At 46.3% G+C, this 16,249-nt stretch carries 15 protein-coding genes and 2 riboswitches; of the genes, 1 reads left to right on the plus strand and 14 read right to left on the minus strand.

Annotated elements, in window-relative coordinates; all coding sequences use genetic code 11:
* Positions 1 to 6: 6 nt before the first annotated feature.
* From purF to SFC25_RS08105, 13 genes are all read right to left on the minus strand, one after another.
* Positions 7 to 1,419, minus strand: a complete 1,413-nt coding sequence (purF, locus tag SFC25_RS08045) for an amidophosphoribosyltransferase (protein ID WP_411214774.1) — start codon at positions 1,417 to 1,419, stop codon at positions 7 to 9.
* Entirely contained in the window at positions 1,395 to 3,617 is a 2,223-nt protein-coding gene (gene purL / locus SFC25_RS08050; RefSeq protein ID WP_411214775.1) for a phosphoribosylformylglycinamidine synthase subunit PurL, read from the minus strand. The genes purF and purL overlap by 25 nt, the downstream gene beginning before the upstream one ends.
* Positions 3,601 to 4,284, minus strand: coding sequence for a phosphoribosylformylglycinamidine synthase subunit PurQ (gene purQ, locus SFC25_RS08055; RefSeq protein WP_411214776.1), 684 nt, complete (start codon positions 4,282 to 4,284; stop codon positions 3,601 to 3,603). The genes purL and purQ overlap by 17 nt, the downstream gene beginning before the upstream one ends.
* Complete coding sequence (purS, locus tag SFC25_RS08060) at positions 4,281 to 4,532, minus strand: phosphoribosylformylglycinamidine synthase subunit PurS (RefSeq protein WP_411214777.1); 252 nt, start codon at positions 4,530 to 4,532, stop codon at positions 4,281 to 4,283. The genes purQ and purS overlap by 4 nt, the downstream gene beginning before the upstream one ends.
* The gene (gene purC / locus SFC25_RS08065) at positions 4,529 to 5,242 is read right to left on the minus strand and encodes a phosphoribosylaminoimidazolesuccinocarboxamide synthase (RefSeq protein WP_411214778.1); all 714 of its coding nucleotides are present in this window, start codon (positions 5,240 to 5,242) and stop codon (positions 4,529 to 4,531) included. The genes purS and purC overlap by 4 nt, the downstream gene beginning before the upstream one ends.
* Positions 5,243 to 5,268: 26 nt before the next feature.
* The gene (gene purB / locus SFC25_RS08070) at positions 5,269 to 6,564 is read right to left on the minus strand and encodes an adenylosuccinate lyase (protein WP_411214779.1); all 1,296 of its coding nucleotides are present in this window, start codon (positions 6,562 to 6,564) and stop codon (positions 5,269 to 5,271) included.
* Positions 6,561 to 7,688 (minus strand): 5-(carboxyamino)imidazole ribonucleotide synthase, encoded by a 1,128-nt coding sequence (gene purK / locus SFC25_RS08075; RefSeq protein WP_411214780.1) that lies wholly within the window; start codon positions 7,686 to 7,688, stop codon positions 6,561 to 6,563. Before purK ends, purB begins: the two co-directional genes overlap by 4 nt.
* Positions 7,675 to 8,166: a 5-(carboxyamino)imidazole ribonucleotide mutase gene (purE, locus tag SFC25_RS08080; protein ID WP_411214781.1), complete on the minus strand. Its 492-nt coding sequence runs from the start codon at positions 8,164 to 8,166 to the stop codon at positions 7,675 to 7,677. The genes purK and purE overlap by 14 nt, the downstream gene beginning before the upstream one ends.
* Positions 8,167 to 8,267: 101 nt before the next feature.
* A riboswitch (purine riboswitch) is annotated at positions 8,268 to 8,367 on the minus strand.
* A gap of 119 nt (positions 8,368 to 8,486) precedes the next feature.
* Entirely contained in the window at positions 8,487 to 8,705 is a 219-nt protein-coding gene (locus SFC25_RS08085; protein WP_411214782.1) for an NETI motif-containing protein, read from the minus strand.
* On the minus strand, positions 8,668 to 9,243 hold the full coding sequence (locus SFC25_RS08090) for a DUF2179 domain-containing protein (protein WP_411214783.1): 576 nt from the start codon (positions 9,241 to 9,243) through the stop codon (positions 8,668 to 8,670). The genes SFC25_RS08085 and SFC25_RS08090 overlap by 38 nt, the downstream gene beginning before the upstream one ends.
* Before the next feature lie 42 nt (positions 9,244 to 9,285).
* A complete protein-coding gene (locus SFC25_RS08095) occupies positions 9,286 to 10,053 on the minus strand; it encodes a TspO/MBR family protein (RefSeq protein WP_411214784.1) in 768 nt (255 codons plus the stop codon).
* Positions 10,054 to 10,216: 163 nt separating this feature from the next.
* Positions 10,217 to 11,551, minus strand: coding sequence for an NCS2 family permease (locus SFC25_RS08100; RefSeq protein WP_411214785.1), 1,335 nt, complete (start codon positions 11,549 to 11,551; stop codon positions 10,217 to 10,219).
* A gap of 111 nt (positions 11,552 to 11,662) precedes the next feature.
* Positions 11,663 to 11,764: riboswitch (purine riboswitch) on the minus strand.
* A 96-nt stretch (positions 11,765 to 11,860) separates the two neighbouring features.
* Positions 11,861 to 13,375 carry a UDP-N-acetylmuramoyl-L-alanyl-D-glutamate--2,6-diaminopimelate ligase gene (locus tag SFC25_RS08105; protein WP_411214786.1) on the minus strand — a complete coding sequence of 505 codons (1,515 nt, stop codon included), beginning with the start codon at positions 13,373 to 13,375 and terminating at the stop codon, positions 11,861 to 11,863.
* A gap of 177 nt (positions 13,376 to 13,552) precedes the next feature.
* Between SFC25_RS08105 and SFC25_RS08110 the strand changes: the two genes are divergently transcribed.
* On the plus strand, positions 13,553 to 14,605 hold the full coding sequence (locus SFC25_RS08110) for an FUSC family protein (protein WP_411214787.1): 1,053 nt from the start codon (positions 13,553 to 13,555) through the stop codon (positions 14,603 to 14,605).
* A gap of 17 nt (positions 14,606 to 14,622) precedes the next feature.
* On the opposite strand, the gene guaA is transcribed toward SFC25_RS08110, so the two are convergent.
* The gene (gene guaA, locus SFC25_RS08115) at positions 14,623 to 16,143 is read right to left on the minus strand and encodes a glutamine-hydrolyzing GMP synthase (RefSeq protein ID WP_411214979.1); all 1,521 of its coding nucleotides are present in this window, start codon (positions 16,141 to 16,143) and stop codon (positions 14,623 to 14,625) included.
* Positions 16,144 to 16,249 lie beyond the last annotated feature (106 nt).

Genomic DNA, 16,249 nt, shown 5'->3' on the forward strand with positions numbered 1-16,249 from the left:
GCCCTCCTAACATTTGTACGCCGGAAGTACTGTATCCGGATAAATTTCGGTTGGATAGTTTCCTGTAAAGCACGCTTTGCATATACCATGTGTCATTTTGTCATTGTCCCCGACAATGCAATCCTCCAGGCCTTCGACTGACAGGAATGAAAGAGTATCTGCTTCAATCAGCTCGCGCATCTCCTCAATGCTGTGGTTAGCAGCAATCAGTTCAGATGTTGTCGATGTATCAATTCCGTAGAAGCATGGATTTTGGATCGGCGGGGAAGCAATGCGCACATGCACTTCTGTTGCACCAGCTTCTTTCAGCATCCGGACGATCCGTTTGCTTGTTGTCCCGCGCACGATTGAATCATCGACCATGACGACGCGTTTACCTTCCACAATACCGCGTACAGCTGACAGCTTCATCTTCACGCCTTGTTCACGAAGCTCCTGAGAAGGCTGGATAAATGTGCGGCCAACATAACGGTTCTTGATCAAACCAAGCTCGTACGGTATACCGGAAGCTTCGGAAAAACCGATAGCCGCCGAAATGCTTGAATCCGGTACACCTGTTACGACGTCCGCTTCAATCGGAGCTTCCTGTGCGAGCACTTTCCCCATTTTTTTACGGGAAGCATGCACGTTCTGTCCGTTCAAATTGGAATCCGGACGAGAGAAGTACACATACTCCATCGAACAAAGCGATCTCTCAAGAGTGGAAGAAAAACGCTGTGTATGAAGTCCAGCATCACTGATTGTAATCAATTCGCCCGGCTCTACTTCACGAACATATTCCGCTCCTGTTACATCAAACGCACATGTTTCAGAAGATACAACCCAGGCATCACCAAGTCGGCCAAGTGACAATGGACGCAATCCCTTCGGATCGACTGCTACAAACAGCTGGGTTTCGGTAAGGATTGTAAGACTGTAAGCACCTTTGACCATACTGAGTGCTGACTTGATTGCCTCTTCCAATTCTATCTGGCCGCTGCGCTTGATCAAATGGGCAATCACCTCTGTATCAGAGGAAGTCTGTAAAATGCTGCCCTGTGCTTCCAGCTGCTGCTTCAGGCCGTATGCGTTGACGAGGTTTCCGTTATGTGCGATTGCCAGGCTATCTTTCTGGGAGCGGAACAGCAATGGCTGTACGTTCTCATAGCCTCCGCCGCCAGCCGTCGCATAGCGTACATGGCCAATCGCAGCATTGCCGTTCAGCTTATTGAATTGTCCTTCGGAGAATACCTCATTGATCAGGCCGATTCCTTTGTGTAAATGGAGGTTTTCCCGATCGGTCGTAACGATTCCGGCTCCCTCCTGTCCGCGATGCTGCAGGGCATGAAGGCCGTAATACGTTACTTCTGCAGCTTTCTCATGTCCCCAAATCGCAAAGACGCCGCATTCCTCATTCAAGCCTTTGATTTCAGCAAGCATGGGATAGCTCCTTTCCAAAGTGCCTCGAGTGTCGGTACTGCTTCTGAGATGATTGATTGTCCGTCTTGATCTACAGCAAGCTCCGCTTCATCTGTTACCAAACCAATTTTCTTCGCTCCTGGTACTGCCTGTTCGAAAGCCGCCTGGTTTTCTGGGGAAACTGTCAATAAGAAACGGGACTGTGATTCGCTGAAAAGCGCCACTGTTACATCGCCGTCGATTGTTACCTTAGCGCCAAGCTCCGTGCCGAACAAGCTTTCTGCCAAAGCAACAGCAAGACCGCCTTCTGCAAGATCATGTGCAGATGCTATGAATCCTTGCTGGATGCCAGCTAGTACTGCTTTCTGATTGCTTGCTTCCACAGCAAGATCAATTGCAGGTGCTTTACCGTAATAACGACCTTCCAGCACATTCTGCAGCTCGCTTCCGCCGAATTCGGCCTTCGTTTCACCCAGCAGATAAATAGCATCGCCAGCTTGCTTGAATTGGCTTGTCGTTACATGCGCCAAATTCTCAACCAAACCTACCATTCCAACGATCGGTGTCGGGAAAATGGCTTGCTGGTTGGACTCGTTATAAAGCGATACATTACCACTGATGACTGGTGTTCCCAAAGCAAGACATGCAGCGCTCATACCATCGACGCTTTTTTCCATCTGCCAGAAGTTCTCGGGTTTGTCCGGGTTTCCGAAGTTCAGTCCATCTGTCAGCGCAAGCGGCTTCGCACCTGAACTGATGATATTACGAGCTGCTTCTGCCACAGCAATCTTGCCGCCAGTTTCTGGATCCAGATAGATATAGCGGGAATTACAATCTGTCGTCATTGCAATTGCTTTCTCTGTTCCGCGTACGCGCACGATTGCCGCATCACTTCCAGGTGCGACGACCGTACTTGCACCAACCATGCTATCATATTGATCATACACCCATTCCTTGCTGGCAATCGTCGGCTGCTGCAATAGCTGCTTCAGCGTCGCTGCATGATCCAAAACAGCTGGCTTGTACTCGATAGTCTGGAATTCTGTGTAATAGTCAGGTACCTTTGATTCTTTGTAATAAACTGGTGCATCTTCTGCCAAACTATCAACCGGAATCTCTGCTGCAACTTCACCATGATGCAAAAGACGGAACTGTTTGTCATCCGTTACAGTACCTACAGCAACAGCTTGTAATCCGTATTTTTCGAATACTTCGATGATGCCCTGCTCCTCGCCCTTCTTCACGACAAGCAGCATACGCTCCTGGGATTCAGACAGCATCAGTTCATATGGGGTCATGTGCTGTTCGCGCTGCGGTACAAGATCAAGATTCATTTCCATGCCCATACCAGCTTTGCTGGCCATTTCACTTGCACTTGATGTCAAACCAGCTGCGCCCATATCCTGAATACCAACAAGTGCTTCGTGCTGAATCACTTCCAAGCATGCTTCGATCAAAAGTTTTTCCATGAACGGATCACCAACCTGAACAGAAGGACGTTTCGATTCAGATTCCTCGCTCAAGTCCTCTGACGCAAACGTTGCACCATGGATACCATCACGGCCGGTCGGAGCACCTGCGTAGATAACTGTATTACCGACACCAGCTGCAATCCCTTTTTGGATATCCTTCTGGTCGATCAAGCCAACACACATCGCATTGACAAGCGGATTGCCTTCGTAACTAGCATCGAACTGGATCTCACCGCCAACAGTCGGTACACCGACACAGTTTCCGTAACCAGCTATACCGTGGACAACTTCCTCCAGCAAATACTTCACACGTGGAGTCGTCAGGTTACCGAAACGCAAGCTGTTCAAAAGCGCAATTGGTCGCGCACCCATGGAGAATACGTCACGAATGATACCGCCGACACCTGTAGCCGCACCTTGATAAGGCTCGACAGCCGAAGGGTGGTTATGACTCTCTATTTTGAACACAACCGCTTTGTCATCCCCGATATCCACGATTCCAGCACCTTCACCAGGACCTTGCAGGACATGCGGTCCTTCAGTCGGGAATTTGCGCAATAATGGCTTGGATGTTTTGTAGCTGCAATGCTCTGACCACATAACCGAGAAAATGCCTGTTTCCGTGAAATTCGGCTGTCTGCCAAGGATATTCTTGACGGATTGGAATTCCTCATCTGTCAAACCCATATCCCGGTACAGACGATCTTGTTCGATTTTTTCCGGACTGATTTCAGCTTGTTGTAACATACATTTCCCTCCAGTGTTGTAGTACGGATTGGAACATCGCAAGTCCATCGCTTGAACCGAGCAGACCCTCCACAGCTCGCTCTGGATGCGGCATCATACCTAGCACATTACCTGCTTTATTGACGATTCCGGCAATATCATCCCGGGAACCATTCGGATTGTTCTTGTAAGTAAAAACAATCTGATTATTTTGCTTGAGCTCTTCCAGCGTTCTATCGTCGCAATAGTAATTTCCTTCGCCATGGGCGATCGGAATTTGAATTTGCTGGCCTTTTTCATAGCCGCTTGTGAACATTGTGTCGGCTCTTTCGACAACAAGCGTCTCATAATGACACATGAACTTCAGCTTTTCATTTCGCAGCATCGCACCTGGCAGCAAGCCTGTTTCCAATAAAATCTGGAAGCCATTGCACACTCCAAGGACTGGTGTACCAGCTTCTGCTTTTATCTTGATTTGGTTCAAGACATCCGATACTGATGCGATTGCACCGGAGCGAAGATAATCACCGTAGCTGAATCCGCCCGGAAGCAAGATAGCATCATAGTCTGCCAGATTCGCATTTTCATACCATACTAGTTCCGCTTCTTCACCTAAACCGTCCTTGACTGCATGGTACATATCGCGGTCACAGTTGGAGCCTGGAAAAACAATGACAGCAAATCTCACGAGCGTACACCCTCCTCGACTGTATAGCTGTATTCCTCCATGACAGGGTTGGCAAGCAGCTTATCACACATACGCTGTACTTCCAGTGCTACATCAGCATCATCTTGCAGTGTCATTTCGATGTATTTACCGACACGTGTATCTGCGACATCCGGGAATCCATTTGCCTGCAGTGCTTCCTGTACAGCCTTACCTTGCGGGTCTAAAACCCCTTCTTTCAGCGTGATAAAGATTTTTACCTTTTTCATTTTGCTGCCTCCAGTCGATTTAGAATTGCATCATATACGTCGATCAAGCTACCAAGGTCTTCTCGGAATACATCCTTGTCCATCTTGCCGCCATTCTCTTTGTCCCAAAGCCGGCATGTATCGGGAGAAATTTCATCAGAGAGAAGAATACAGCCGTCTTGGTCACGGCCGAATTCCAGTTTGAAATCGACCAGCTGCAGACCTACTCGGTCAAAGAACGTCTGCAGATGCTGGTTGACTTCCAATGCAGCTTGCTTAATAAAGGCAAGCTCTTCTTCATTCACATCCGTCAGCATTAAAGCATGGGAATCATTGATGATCGGATCATCCAAGCTGTCATCTTTATAGTAAAGCTCTGTTAAAACGGGTTGGAAAACGGTCTTTTCCGGAATACCAAGCCTTCTCGTAATGCTTCCTGCTGCAACATTCCGAACGACCACTTCAAGCGGTACGATAGTTGTCTTCTTCACAAGCTGCTCTGTTTCGCTGAGCGGCTTGATGAAGTGCGACGAGATGCCCTGCTCCTGCAGGTATTCGAAAATATGGGTCGAGATAAGGTTGTTGTAGCGGCCTTTACCTTCAAAGCTTGCTTTCTTCTTACCATTGAATGCTGTGGCATCATTTTTATAAGACAGCACGAGCTCTTGCTCATTTTCGGCTGATTGAAACACTTGCTTAGCTTTTCCTTCGTACAGCAATTTTCCTCTCACGTTCTCCCACCCCGTTTGTCAGTATATTATTCTAGTCCGATCTTATGGAAAATCTGATCTACATTTTTCAAGTGGTACGTATAGTCGAAGCAGTCATCAATTTCTTCCTGGCTAAGGAAAGCAGAGATTGATGTTTCAGCTTCAATAAGCTGTTTGAATTGTGTTTCTGTTTCCCACGCTTCCATCGCTTTCGGCTGAACGATATCGTATGCTTGCTCACGGCTCATGCCTTTGTCAATCAAGGCAAGCAATACACGCTGAGAGAAAATGACGCCGTATGTGCGGTCGATATTGCGTTTCATGTTTTCAGGGAATACTGTCAAGTTCTTTATGATGTTAGAGAATCGGCTCAGCATATAATCCAGTGCGATTGTCGCATCTGGTAAGATGACGCGCTCTGCGGATGAATGGGAGATATCGCGTTCATGCCAAAGGGCAACGTTCTCATAAGCTGTGACCATGTGGCCGCGGATCAGACGGGACATGCCGACCATGTTTTCAGATCCGATCGGGTTACGTTTGTGCGGCATTGCCGAAGAACCTTTTTGACCTTTTGCGAAGAACTCTTCCACTTCACGCGTTTCAGTTTTCTGAAGACCGCGGATTTCCGTTGCGAACTTCTCGATGCTAGTTGCGATCAATGCCAGCGTGCCCATGTATTGTGCGTGGCGGTCACGCTGCAATGTTTGCGTGGATACTGGTGCCGGCTTCAAGCCAAGTTTTTTCGTCACGTATTTCTCCACATACGGATCGATATTTGCATATGTACCGACCGCACCGGAAAGCTTGCCGTATTGAATCGTGTCAGCAGCAGCGTCAAAACGCTCCAGATTACGTTTCATTTCTTCATACCATAACGCCATTTTCAAACCGAAAGTCGTTGGCTCAGCGTGCACGCCATGTGTGCGCCCCATCATGACCGTATGCTTATGTTCTTTCGCTTTCGCTTCCAAGATATCAATGAAGTTGACGATGCCTTTACGGATGATTTTGTTTGCCTGCAGCAAAAGATAAGATAATGCAGTATCGACTACATCTGTGGATGTCAGTCCGTAATGCACCCATTTCCGCTCTTCGCCCAATGTCTCGGAGACAGCGCGAGTGAAGGCAACCACATCATGACGTGTTTCCTGCTCTATTTCCAAAATGCGATTGATATCAAAGGATGCATTTTCGCGCAATGCTTTTACATCGGCTTCAGGGATGATGCCTAGGTCACTCCACGCTTCGCATGCTAAGATCTCAACCTCAAGCCATGCCTTATATTTGTTTTCATCCGTCCAGATGTTACCCATTTCTTCTCTTGTATAACGTTCAATCATGCTTTGTTTCCTCCTAGTGATCGTGTAAAAGCATCGGTTGCATCCAGCAAAGTCTCACGTGACGTCCCAACCATTGTGAAATGCCCCATTTTCCGTTTTGGCTTAGCTTCTTGCTTGCCGTAATCATGGATGTGGGCGAGTGGTCTGTCAGGCTGCTGCCAATACTGGTCCAGCTCTTCTCCTAATAAATTTATCATAACGGCGGCCCCGATAAAATGGACCGGCAAAAGAGGCAGTGCACATATGGCTCGGATATGCTGCTCAAATTGCGATACCGTACAAGCTTCAATTGTATAATGACCGGAATTATGCGGCCGCGGCGCCACTTCATTCATATAAAGCTCATTGCCTGAGACGAACATCTCGACGGTAAAGGTACCGACAACTCCAGCTGCTTTTGCCAGCTTGCCAGCAGCATGACGCGCTTGCTCGGCTACTTCGCCCGTGATGCTGGCAGGTGCGATAGTCCGATAAAGGATGTGGTCTCGGTGTTCATTTTCTGCTGTCGGAAAATACGTGATTTCTCCATCCTGTCCTCTTGTCAGCACAATCGATATCTCCTTATCGAATGTTAGCCATGATTCTACAATGCAGCGTCCATTTTGGCGGACAAAGGCAGCAGCTTCTTGCAGATCATCCTTAGATTCCAGTTTTAACTGACCTTTGCCATCGTATCCGCCGCGGCAAGTTTTTACGACAGCTGGAAAACCGATTTCTCTAACTCCTGTCAGCAATTCCTTCTCGTCTGTCACAATCGCAAACGGCGCTACTGGCAGATCCAGCTCTCTCATGAGATTCTTTTCATTCGCTCGATCCCGGCTGATTTCCAGTAGAAGAGAACCTTGCGGAAGCTTTCCCTTTTCCTCCAGAAGTTTAGCGGCATCCAGATCGACATTTTCGAATTCATACGTTACAACATCGCTTAAGCTTTCTAGTTTCCGGATCGCGTCCCTATCATCATAAGCCGCTTCAATATGCATGTCCGCCACTTGTGCTGCTGGACAATCATGCGTTGGATCAAGAACTATGATTCTATATCCCATATGTTTCGCAGCTGTTGCCATCATGCGGCCGAGCTGCCCGCCTCCAAGAATGCCGATAGTGATGATATTATTTGGTCGCAAGCTGATTCCTCATTTCCGCTACTTGTTTCTTCATACCTTGCTGATATGCCAGCAGACGTTCCGCAATTTGTTTATCATGTGTACCAAGAATTTGGGCCGCCAGTATGCCGGCATTTTTAGCTCCTGCTTTTCCGATTGCTACAGTAGCCACCGGAACACCTCCTGGCATCTGAACGATAGAGAGCAAAGAATCCATTCCATCAAGTGCTTTTGTCTGTACTGGAACACCGATCACAGGCAAGGTAGTCTTGCTTGCTACCATTCCTGGCAGATGTGCTGCACCGCCAGCACCGGCAATGATCACCTTCAAGCCTCTTTCCCTGGCACTCGCTGCATAATCAAACATATCCTCAGGTGTCCGATGGGCTGAAATCACGTCTTTCTCAAAAGGAAGATCCAGCTCTTCCAATAGCTTGCACGTATGCTCCATGGTCTCCCAATCAGAGATACTGCCCATGATGATACCAATCTCTGCCATCTTAATCCCTCTTTCTTCTTTTTGCCGTAAAAAAAGCCTATTCACCTCTCCCGCTAACTGAGAGAAGACGAATAGGCATACGGTGTCGTAGGCTCATAATCATGCAGTTCATCTTCCCTCATAGTCCGCCATTTACGGTAGCAGGTAGAGACTTCCGGACCGTATTTCCGGAAATATATGAGGTACGATCTATAAAGCACAGCTTCTAGCTTCATGCTGTATTGTTGTCAAATCCAGCCGTGTCTTTCATGCATGTTTATGATAACAATTCTGACACACATCGTCAATGAAAAAATCGAACGATGGTTATATTGTTATATTTAATGTTCGGTTTTTAGTAATTTTGTATCAAAAACAACTTTCCTTCCGATCGGTTCTACCTTCTTTGACCCATTTTCGGTAGTCTCGCGGAAGATCGGTTCTTCTACTTTCCGGACTGGCAAGTAGCCCTCTGCTTTAATACGGTCCAAGCAAGCATCGATTGACTCATTTTCACCGAGCTCAAATCGTTTCTTTGCCGGTTTCTTTTCTTTTGGCATTACGGATACGCTCCCTTTTTACACTTTTCACCCAGAAACCGCCAAAAATCTGACGAGGCTCGTAGGCAATGATAAACGCCTTCGGATCGATTTCCTTGATGGCTTCATAAAGCCGGAGTTCATATTTTCGCGGCGTCAGGATTTGCATCGCAAGGCGGTCCCCATCCATTCCATAAGCGAACCAGCTGGTGACACCATACCCTTTTTCACGAAGTCGTCTTGTAAACTCGATACTCGGATCGGAAGAGATGACATTGACGGTTATATAGCCGAGCGCAAGCTTCTCTTCTATCTTCGAACCAAGGATAACACCGATTCCGAAACCAAGTGCGTAGGCGATCAGGTTCTGGATTTGATCCAAATTGTCCAGTACTAAGCCAAGACCAATCGTATAGATCGTAATCTCGAATACACTGACGCCTGCTGCAATATATCGCCTTCCTTTTAGTGTCAGGATGACCCTTAATGTATTAAGGCTTACATAGACGATGTTGACGACAAAAATGATCAGCAGCATGACGAGCGGTATTTCCAGCAACTTGCTTCCTCCTCTTACACATAAAAATTATTACTTGTTGAATCAGTAGCCATACTTACGTTTTTTCCTTCGTAGCAAATGAATCGGTATGGCTATCAAGATGATTACTGCCATGATACTAGCTACCGCTGTGATAGCCGGAAATTCTTCTGCACGAGCGGCAGCAATGGCTAAATATGCCCAAATAAATACGAGCGGATAAATACTATCACGGAAAACGTTCATAAAGCCAATAGCAAGAATCGCACCGACGATTAAAATTATGATTGTCCAAACTTCTCCTGACAAAAGCCATCCTTCCACATTATCTACGCCAAGCGATACAAATAGAATGCCTACGTTCAAAATTGTCGCGACGGAAACCCAGCCAAGATAGATAGAAAATGGAAACAAATCAAATTTCCGGCGATCAGATGAAGTAGCGATGGTTTGATACAGGATGATCAAGGAAATCAGCAGCGCTACCATTGGAATGATAGATAAGCTGAAGAACTGATAATGGAAGGTGAAGAGCCAGGCGATGTTGAAAATACAACTTGCGATGAATGCTCCAGCTGCTTTTCCGTACCATTCTGTCTCGCGTGTCGACCGCAGGAACAAGCGGATGACCCAAATAAAGACGAAAAGATAAATTACTCCCCAGATGCTGAAAGCATAGCCTGCCGGCTGAAATAATACGCCAAGCTGATCAGATAATTGACGGGTGTTCTTCCCTCCGAGCGGCAAGGCATTGGACAGATAATTGACGACGATGGCTGCGATAAATGCCAGTAAGCTGAACCAAGCCAGCTTCACTGAACGGTTACTCATAGAAATTCCTCCTCCTCGCCCGCTGACAGACGATAATCTCTCGTTAGTATAATACAATTATACCCGCCGCCGTCGCAATCAACGCATAAAGGTAAAATCCGACCAGAAATTTGTCATATTTCGCCTGTAAAAAAAAGCCGCCCCCGGTAGGAGCGGCTTCTATTTATGCCAAAAAGATGAAGTATAAAAGGAATACTACGAACAAGAACCACATTACTGGATGGATCTCTTTCACACGACCTTTTACCAACAAGGTAAGCGGGTAGAAAATAAAACCGACCGCAATACCTGTAGCAATACTGCCTGTAAGTGGCATCATAAGAATTGTGAAGAACGCCGGAACAGCCAGCTCAACTTTATCCCACTCGATTTCCTTCAAGGAAGAACACATCAGCACACCAACCACTATCAGGGCAGGCGCTGTCACTTCATTTGTGATGACGGATAACAGCGGGCTGAAGAATAATGCCAAAAGGAAACAAATAGCTGTAACAACTGCTGTAAATCCTGATCTCCCACCTGCACCTACGCCTGTTGTTGATTCAACATATGCAGTTGTGTTGGAAGTACCAAGCACAGCACCAGCAACAGTAGCACCAGAGTCTGCAAGCAAGGCTTGTCCTGGATTCGGAAGCTTGCCGTCTTTCATTAGTCCAGCCTTCGTTGCAACTGCAACCAACGTACCTGCTGTGTCAAAGAAATCAACGAATAGGAACGTCAGGATAACAGTAAGCATTTGAATAGTGAAGATATCACCGAAATGCGCAAATGCTGCTCCGAATGTAGGAGCAAGACTTGGTACGCTGCCGACAACGTCTCCTACTGCTGTTGGCGGATCGATCAAGCCGACAATCATACCGGCTGCAGCTGTAATGATCATTCCAATGAAGATTGCTGCACGAAATCCTTTTACTAAGAGAATTGCTGTAACAAAGATACCAAAGATTGCTAATAGTGCTGGACCGCTGTGGATATCTCCAAGAGCCACTACTGTATCCTCACTCATAACTACGAGGTTGGCATTTTTTAATCCAATGAAAGCGATGAAAAGTCCAATACCAGCACCGACTGCCAATTTCAAAGTTGGCGGAATTGCGTTGATCAGAAGCTCACGCAAACCAGAAAGAGAAAGAATCATGAAAATGATACCGGAAGCAAGAACACCTGCCAATGCTGTTTCCCATGGGATGCCATAGGTAAGGACAACCGTGAAAGCAAAGAATGCATTCAATCCCATACCAGGAGCAAGCGCTATTGGCAATTTGGCGAAAACACCCATGATAAGTGTTCCAATTGCAGAAGCAATCGCTGTAGCAGTGAAGATTGCACCAGCATCCATACGGCCGCCGGGAAGTGCACTATCAGGAACTCCTTGAAGAGTTAAGACATTCGGATTAACAAAAAGGATGTACGCCATGGATAAGAATGTCGTGATCCCTGCAATAATCTCGGTCCGGTAAGACGTGTTCAATTCGTCAAAGCGGAAAAAACGTTTCATAACTTGTTACTCCTCCTGTTGCTTCGATTGGGCAGGATAAGCTTTCAAATAAAAAACACTTCTGCCAAAGGCAAGAAGCGTTTCTTATCTACACCACATCTGATTATGTAACTCAGATCGAAATGTCAGCGTAGTCAGGTTAATGACGGTAACCTGGTAGAAACTCATGGGCCATATTCCCAAAATTATACGAAGACGAAAAATATATAGTATTAATACTCTTTCACTATAAAAGCATTTTGCCTGCTTCGTCAATCTTTTTTCGGTAATTAGACCTAAGAATAGTATTAGTAATCGTTTCCAACTTATTCAGCTGATCGTCGACTTGATCTTTTCCGCACTTTGTTCCTCAAAATAAGATTGAATAATTGCGTGATCAGAGTGCGGAACAGCCTTCCCTTTGACAAACTGAGCCCCATTGATTTGTCCACCCGTAAGCAGGACAATGTCTCCTTCTTGGCTGAGCTCGAGCGCAAGACGGACTCCATCTGCCCTCGTCAGTGCCATGGATACATTCTGTACAGAGTCGGAAAAGCCCTTACATACCGAATCTATTATGGTTTGAGGGTCATGATAGCCTGGGTGATCAACCGACACAACAATCTCATCTGCCCTTCCCTCCACAGTCTTGGCCATTTTCGGCATTTTTCCGAAATCTCGTATACCCACTCCCAAGATCATTACAATCAAGCGATGATGCGGAATAGTATTTACTGCATCCAACAGCTGATCCAACGCAGCTGGTGTATGGGCATAATCAAGGATGATTTTCCTTTTGCCGAATTGTTCGAGTACTTCAAAACGACCTTCTGGACTTTCAATAGCACCCAGCACATCCACAATCACGTCCAAATCAAATCCTAGAAGGATCGCTGTTCCGACAGCAGCAAGTAAATTGGCAATATTATATTCGCCAAATATCGGAGTATGAACAGCATAAGATTTCCCATCAGCATATAGATCAAATCGCGTGCCTGCCATATCTGTTCGCAGATTAAGCGCAGCCAAATCTGCTCCGCTTTGCTGCTTTAAGCTATAAGTCAGCACTTTCCCTCGATACATATCCAGGATATCTGCAGACATCCCTTCATCATCGAGATTGACGATTGCAGAAGATGCTTGATCAAACAATTTCAGCTTTGCACCCTTATAATTATCCATTGTTTCATGGAATTCCAAGTGCTCTGGGGACAAATTGGTGTGAATAGCGACATCGAAAGTCATCGCCGCTGTACGCTTTTGTTCCAGTGCAATAGATGTTGCCTCCAGGACAACTGCTTTTTCCCCTTCGGCCGCCAGCTGTTTGAAAAGAACATGCAAATCAGCGGATTCTGGCGTTGTAGGCGTACTCTTGAAGAAGTCCACCTTTTCTTTAGAGGAGATAATGCCACAAGTTCCGATAGAAGTTGTCCGAACCAGGAGTTGATTCAGTATCGAACGGACATATGCCGCTACGGTCGTCTTTCCGTTTGTACCTGTTACAGCTATTGTAATAAGCTTTTTCCAAGCCTCGCCGGACAAAAGAACTGCCATCTGCGCCATCGCCAGTCGAGCATCTTCTACGACAAGGAAAGTGCGGTCATCGTACTGCCGATAAAAGGATTTTAAAAGATCTTCTTCCGTTCCGATAATGATAGAAGCACCTTGCGCAATAGCGTCCTCAATATAGGCATGCCCGTCGTGATTATCCCCTTGTATACAGACAAATACATCTCCACTCGCCACACGCCGGGAATCGAATCTAACGATGTTGGCAATTGAACTAGATGCACCGTAAATGCGTTTGAAATTGACTTTATTCTGTTTAACCAAATTAATTATCATGGCTACCCCCTGTATTTCCGGTCCAAGTTTTCTTCTTTTACCCAGAACACGCGGCGGTTATACCCTCACTCTAAAAAACAAGCTCCAAGCCCTATAATACTTCCAGTTACAACCATTGCCTGCCAGCTTTATACACTTTATAATGTAAACATGCTACATCAAAGGTGTTGACATTAAGTGAAGAAGTTTTTCATCGGCAGCCGTGTCATCAAGACAGGGATTGCTGTGTTTTTTACTGCATTAATTTGTGAAATTGTACACATATCGCCCGCTTTTGCTGTAATTGCCGCTATCGTGACGATCGAGCCGACAATTCACGCATCCATACAAAAAGGACTGATCCGCCTGCCGGCCAGTATGGTCGGAGCAGGTTTTTCCGTACTTTCGATCTATTTATTCGGAGCTTCTCCGCTGACTTACACGGCAGCGGCTTTTTTGACAATTTTGGTTTGCTACAAACTGAAGCTCCATGCAGGTTTGATCGTAGCTACGATTACAGCGGTTGCAATGATTGACGTAGAACATACAAGTCTTTGGGCGGATTTCTGGGCCCGGCTCGGCGGGAGTGTTATTGGGATCATCATTTCCACATTGGTCAATATGCTTATCCTGCCGCCAGATTACTTTAAGAAATCGCGTCAGCAGTTAGATTTGGTTATATCGCATACGAATGAGCTGCTTCATGCATTTGTTGATATAAGGATCAGGAAAACTCAAGGAGACCAGCCAGTCCATAGCTTAACAGCTTCATTCCGACAACTGACAGACGAAAGGCTTCTCTTGGAACAGTATGTGCAGCAACAGCAACAGGAAATACGCTACCACCTTCCGAATTCAAAAGCGAAAGCTGTATTGGATAAAGAAGCAGCGCTGACTCAGAAGCTGAAGCTGATTCACTACCATCTCTGGAATATGATACATGCCGGACAGAGCGGCAAACAGCTGCATTGGAATACGGAACAACGTTACGGTTACATTGCAGCAACCGAAACCGTTCAAGAGCGTCTGTCACTTTGGATGAAGGACGACCAAATGACAGACGATAGGCAATTCCAAGACCTGTTCCAGCTATTTTGGAGTATTGATATGCCCAAGGATCCGGCAGATGGCTACTTCCCGATTGAAAGCATCTATCTGTATGAACTGCTATCCATTCACGAGTTAATTCATGACCAGCAATCCGGAAAATCACATCTGCTTGCACAAAAAGAGGCCATGCTATCTGATTGATAGCATGGCCTCTTTTATTATTCCCACTCGATTGTTGCTGGTGGCTTACTAGTTATGTCATACACGACACGGTTAACATGATTCACTTCATTGACGAAACGTACAGAAATACGCTCCAATACATCCCAAGGGATACGAGCCCAATCGGACGTCATACCGTCGATACTAGTTACCGCACGGATTCCTAATGTGTAATCATACGTACGAGCATCTCCCATTACACCAACGCTTTTGAATCCAGGAAGCACAGTGAAATACTGCCAGATATCACGTTCAAGACCTGCTTTCGCAATCTCCTCATGAAGGATTGCATCGGATTCGCGGACGATTTCAAGCTTTTCTTCCGTGATCTCACCGATAACACGGATTGCTAGACCAGGACCTGGGAATGGCTGACGGTGAACGATTGCATCCGGCAAGCCAAGCTCTGTTCCCAGTTCACGTACTTCGTCTTTGAACAATGTTTTCAATGGCTCGATCAATTCGAACTGCATATCTTCTGGCAGTCCGCCCACGTTATGGTGGGATTTGATTGTCTGTGCTGTTTCTGTACCACTTTCAACGATATCCGTATACAGTGTACCTTGTGCAAGGAAGTCCATGTTTTCAAGCTTGGATGCTTCATCATCGAATACATAAATGAATTCATTACCGATGATTTTACGTTTCTGCTCTGGATCGGAAACGCCTTTCAGCTTGCCCAAGAAACGGTCTTGTGCATGCACTGCAACCAAGTTGATTTTGAATTCGTCACGGAAAGTCTTCTCAACCATTGCACCTTCGTTTTTACGAAGCAAACCATGATCCACGAAAATACATGTCAGCTGGTCGCCGATTGCTTTGTGGATAAGAGCAGCTACTACGGAAGAGTCCACTCCGCCGCTCAATGCACATAGGACATTTTTGTCACCGACTTGCTGACGGATTTTTTCTGTTTCCATCTCGATGAAGTTTTCCATTGTCCATTCCGCTTTTGCGTGGCAGACGTCGAATACGAACTGCTTCAGCATATGATTGCCGTACTCGGAATGGCGCACTTCTGGGTGGTACTGAACACCATAAAGGTTACGTTCTTTGTTGCTGATGGCAGCAACTGGGGTGGACGGGCTTGTCGCATCGACGCTGAAGCCTGGAGCTGGATCCAATACTTTATCACCATGGCTCATCCAGACTAGCTGTTTTTCCGGTGAGTCTTTAAAAATGACGGAAGGATTTGTCAGTGTAATTTCCGCACGGCCGTATTCCCGGCTGTCGGCACGCTGCACATTACCGCCGAAATGCTGCATCATCAGCTGCATACCGTAGCAGATACCCAATACTGGAATTCCTAGTTCGAAGATTTCTTCGTCACAGCGGAAGCTATTTTCGTCATATACACTATGCGGTCCGCCGGAAAGGATGATTCCTTTCGGGTTCATCTTACGAATCTCATCTGCTGTCAGTTTGTGGGAATGTAATTCGCTGTATACACCGAACTCCCGGATCCTTCTTGTGATCAATTGGTTGTACTGGCTGCCAAAGTCCAGTACCAATATCATATCTGTATCGATATCCAAAGTCTGTCCACTCCTTCATTATTCTCTAGATATAAGCAGGTCGGGTGCATGCACCACATTTTACCTTTATCACGTCTTGAAAAAACAG

The sequence above is a fragment of the Terribacillus saccharophilus genome (assembly GCF_046592595.1).
In the GTDB taxonomy this organism is placed as follows: Bacteria; Bacillota; Bacilli; order Bacillales; family Amphibacillaceae; genus Terribacillus; species Terribacillus saccharophilus_C.